The organism is uncultured Jatrophihabitans sp., assembly GCF_964244045.1.
Lineage (GTDB): Bacteria > Actinomycetota > Actinomycetes > Mycobacteriales > Jatrophihabitantaceae > Jatrophihabitans.
Window position 1 is genome coordinate 1 of record NZ_CAXTHK010000069.1, and the last position, 3,828, is coordinate 3,828.

The following is a 3,828-nucleotide window of genomic DNA, read 5'->3' on the forward strand; positions in this document are numbered from 1 at the left end:
ACTCCGGTCACCGCGATCAGGAACCCGACTTACACCACTCGGCGGGACTCTCCCGCAGCGCGGGATAGCGAGCGATCGGCAGGTCCGCCAGATCGTCCAACCCGGCGCGAAGCGTCGGGCTGAGATCGTCTTGGACAGCCAGTGTCTGCGGAGCACCGAAGCCACCTCGGACGTCGATCAACTCGGCGCGGCCAGTTCCTGCCCAGCCAGAGCATGCCGGGCGCGGTGCCCGTCCTCACCGTCGTCGCCGAGCGCGTTCACCAGCACGGACGCATCGAGCACGCTCACCGACGGGTGTCAGCCAGAACTTCGACAGCCTCGGCCAAACCGACCCGACCACCCGACCGACGTCTGATCCGGGCCAGCACCTCCGCCGCCGTAGGCCGTTCGGCCAGCCGGCCCAGCTCGCCAGTCAGATACTGCTGCAGCGATAGTCCTGCGCCGCCGCCCGGCGCTGTAGTGCGAGTACTCGGCCGAAACGGACCAAGACCTACTCTGCTCGGCTTCAGCCCAGTACATACGGGCCTTGTGGGGCGGGTGGGACTCGAACCCACGACCCAGGGATTATGAGAACTTCCGGCCTCACCTTTGTGCTGTGCCCTTACGCTGCAGGGCATCCGGGGTATCGGCGATACCTTCGCAGACACAATCCTCGTCTGTAGCAATCCCATCAAACTCGACCGGCCGAACGCTGACGACTGCACGGTGTCCACCCACGCCGCCCCCGCCTCGCTTGAGCTGCGATACGCCCGAGTGCCATACAAGTGCCCGCAGTCGAAGATCCCCAAGAGCTCGCTGTAGAGGTCCTATCGTGTAGGCGGGAGGCTAGTGACGTTGCAAAGGCAGCTCGGGCTCTTCGATCCTTCGCTGAGCCCTGCCCCGAAGCCGCCACGGGCAGCGCGTCGGCTCAGCGTGCTGATCACAGTGAAGGCCGCCCCGAACCCTTCGTCGACCTACGGCGAGACGGTCTGTGTTGCAGGCATCTCCACCGACCTGGCAGACCCGGGCTGGGTCCGGCTATACCCGATCAACTTCCGCGAGCTCGGCTCGGACGCCCAATTCCAGAAGTACGACTTGATCGAAGTGGACGGCACACCGGCGGTCGGCGATCCAAGGTCGGAGAGCTGGCGGCCGATCATGACCACCATGACGCGCAGCGTTCATCTTCCACCCTGGGCCAAGCGCCGGCCGCTCGTCGACCCGTACATCGAGCCATCCATGTGCAAGATCAACTCTGGCTCGCTGCTTCCGGCCGCACGGTCTCTCGCTGCGATCCAGGTAGCTGACGTGTCCGACTTCGTGGTCACTCCGCACCCGGGCTGGTCGAAGGCCGAGCACGTCAAGATCGACCGCTACGTCAACCAGCTTGATCTGTTCGGAACGAACGACCGCACCGCCCTTGAAGCACCCCGCTTTCGCGGCAAGTATCACTGGCGCTGCTCCGACCGCGCCTGTCGAGGGCATGAGCAAGGTCTGCTCGACTGGGAGTTCGTCGCGCTGCAACGGAACCTGCACGACCGGCCAGATGACGAGACACAGGCTCTGCTCCGCCATCGGTTCCTGGAGGAGATCTGCGGGCCCGGCAAGGACCTTGCGTTCTACGTCGGCAACCAGGCCAAACGACACAATGTGTTCAGCGTCCTCGGGGTCTACTACCCCAAGGCGCGGTAGCCACCACCCACGACCTCGTCGATAATCACCTTCCGATGGCAGCGCTGCTCGTCGCGCTCAAAGCAGAAAACGGCGACCACATTTTCAACGGCGGCAGTACGCAAAGTCGCAAGGTCGCGCCGCGCGTTGTCAGAGGTGAGGAGCACCCGGAAGGCATCTCGGCCCTCCTGCACCTGCGCGCCCGAGAAGACCGAGCGGTTCTCCCGCGGATTGCCCAGGCCGCGCAGGTGCAGATAGCTGATGCCTTTCGCATCCAGCGCCGTTTTCAGCGCGGACTTGCTGAAGCCGCGTCGACGACTGACCGCGTTCAGGCGGACGTCGGCGAGCACGGTGACACCCCGCGCCGCCAGGTCCCGCACGAACTCGCCTACCTCGCGGCCCTCGTAACCGACCGAAACAAAGCCGTGCCGCCCGTGATCGGCGGGTTGGGCTGACTCCGAGCGGTCGTTCACGAGAGGCATACCGCCGACTCTAGATGGCTGGGTCAGCACCAGCGATAAGGTCATCCGGGCGCTCGACATGATCAGGTTCGCCTGCGTGACGGCTTGTTTCGCCAGGCTGGGCCGGTGACCATCACCGCGCCGGGCGGCAGCGGTAACTCCCCAGCGGCCCAGGGGCCTGCGTACCAGGATGGCCACCGTGGCGGCGCCGGCCATGTCCTGTCGACCTCAGGCAGGGTGATGCGGGGGATGTCGGTCGAGGCGACCGCCCAGCTCTGCCGGTCGAAGGCGTGCGCCGGCACCCAGGCTGCGACGGCCAGCTCGTCATCGACGTCGACGAGGCGGACGCGCATCGTGAGGCAGCCCCACCAGCCAGTTGGATGACGCCCCCACGCGATGAGGAAGGCGGCGTGCGGAGGCTGGTGCAGGTACACCGCCAACGCCATGCGGTCGATTAGAACACAGGCTCGAATTAGAAGGCGTGGGCAGAGCCGACGTGGCCATCGTGGGCGACGTGCTCCCAGCAGTAGTGCCCGCCGCATTCCGGGCAAGTGGCGCGGGCGTCTGCGCGACAGGCGCTCAACTCGCAGCCGCCGTAGTCGGCGGTGTGCCCATACTTCGGTGAGGGATAGGTCGGGTGAAGAGCGTGGCGCTGGAGTGACGAACAGCTCGAACAACCGCTGACCTACGCCCTCAACGACATCGTCCATGGTTTAGGAGAAAACCAGGATCAAGCTGACATAGCGACGACTCGTCGACTGGCTTTGCGCGCTGGGGGAACGCAACTCGCCTGTCATCGTTTACGCTCGCAATCCGCATCGCAACGGGTGGTGACGCGGCTGGCCGGGAGGATTGCGCGATGAATGAGTCGAAGGTTGGAAGCAAGAGGTGTTCCGCGCGGATCTTGAGTAAGCGACACTCCCTCGCCCACCGCCTTCTCATTGGACTAATCGCCACCATGCTTACCGCGACGGCGTCGATCGCCGTCGGGACAGCGCCAGCCTCCGCAGCATTTGGCTTTGCGAACTCGCAGATTGCCGTCAAAGCGCAGTCCTACGCGATTGGATCATCCGGCGGGCAGTGCAAGGTCTTCGCGGAAAACGTCGTCAACGCCGTGCTCGCTGCGAACGGGCTCAAGGCACGGGTCGGCGGTTACGGCTCTCCAGGCGGCGCGTACTACGGCGCATACGCAAATGCTGGGGGCACTCTCGTGACCTCCGACGCCGCCCAGGTCGGTGACCTTGTCCAGATCACCTACGGTCCGAGCAAGAATTCGGACTACCCGCCGACGGACACGAGCAAGCCGGCGAGGCATTTGCACACGGCAATCATCGTCGGCATGACCAGCACCGCAGGGACTTACATCCTTCGCGATTCGAACTGGAACGGCGATGGGAAGGTCTTTCAGCACACACTCAACCCCGTCGCCTGGGCCGCGCAAACGGGGTCCACGGCCTACTTCTGGCGGTTCGGGACGGCAACTAGCGGTAGCCCGGCTCCTCGTCTCGGCAAGGCGGATCTGGTGATGGCCAATGCTGCGGCCGGCACCTACGACGTCGCACTGTCCACCGGCAGTGGGTTCGGCGCCCCCGGCACCGGACACTGGCTTTCGGGCTGGTCGACGAGCCCGTCTTGGACCGGACTCGCCGACGTCAACGGCGACGGCAAGGCGGATCTGGTGATGGCCAATGCTGCGGCCGGCACCTACGACGTCGCA

3 protein-coding genes are annotated in these 3,828 nt (G+C 65.2%); 2 read left to right on the forward strand and 1 reads right to left on the reverse strand.

All coding sequences use genetic code 11. The annotated features are described in order from the left end of the window. The first annotated feature begins 912 nt into the window (after window positions 1-912). Window positions 913-1,671 carry a hypothetical protein gene (locus tag ACFFC4_RS21935; RefSeq protein ID WP_375504847.1) on the forward strand — a complete coding sequence of 253 codons (759 nt, stop codon included), beginning with the start codon at window positions 913-915 and terminating at the stop codon, window positions 1,669-1,671. Here the strand turns inward: ACFFC4_RS21935 and ACFFC4_RS21940 are convergent. Further along, window positions 1,653-2,327 (reverse strand): DUF488 family protein, encoded by a 675-nt coding sequence (locus ACFFC4_RS21940; protein ID WP_375504849.1) that lies wholly within the window; start codon window positions 2,325-2,327, stop codon window positions 1,653-1,655. The two genes, ACFFC4_RS21935 and ACFFC4_RS21940, sit on opposite strands and share 19 nt — an antisense overlap. A gap of 898 nt (window positions 2,328-3,225) precedes the next feature. Here ACFFC4_RS21940 and ACFFC4_RS21945 point away from each other — a divergent pair. Then, a partial coding sequence (locus tag ACFFC4_RS21945) for an FG-GAP repeat domain-containing protein (protein WP_375504851.1) occupies window positions 3,226-3,828 on the forward strand: 603 nt, incomplete at its 3' end.

Excerpts from the sequence above, each read along its gene's own strand:
- ACFFC4_RS21940 (WP_375504849.1), bottom strand. The coding sequence starts at position 2,327 with ATGGCCGGCGCCGCCACGGTGGCCATCCTGGTACGCAGGCCCCTGGGC.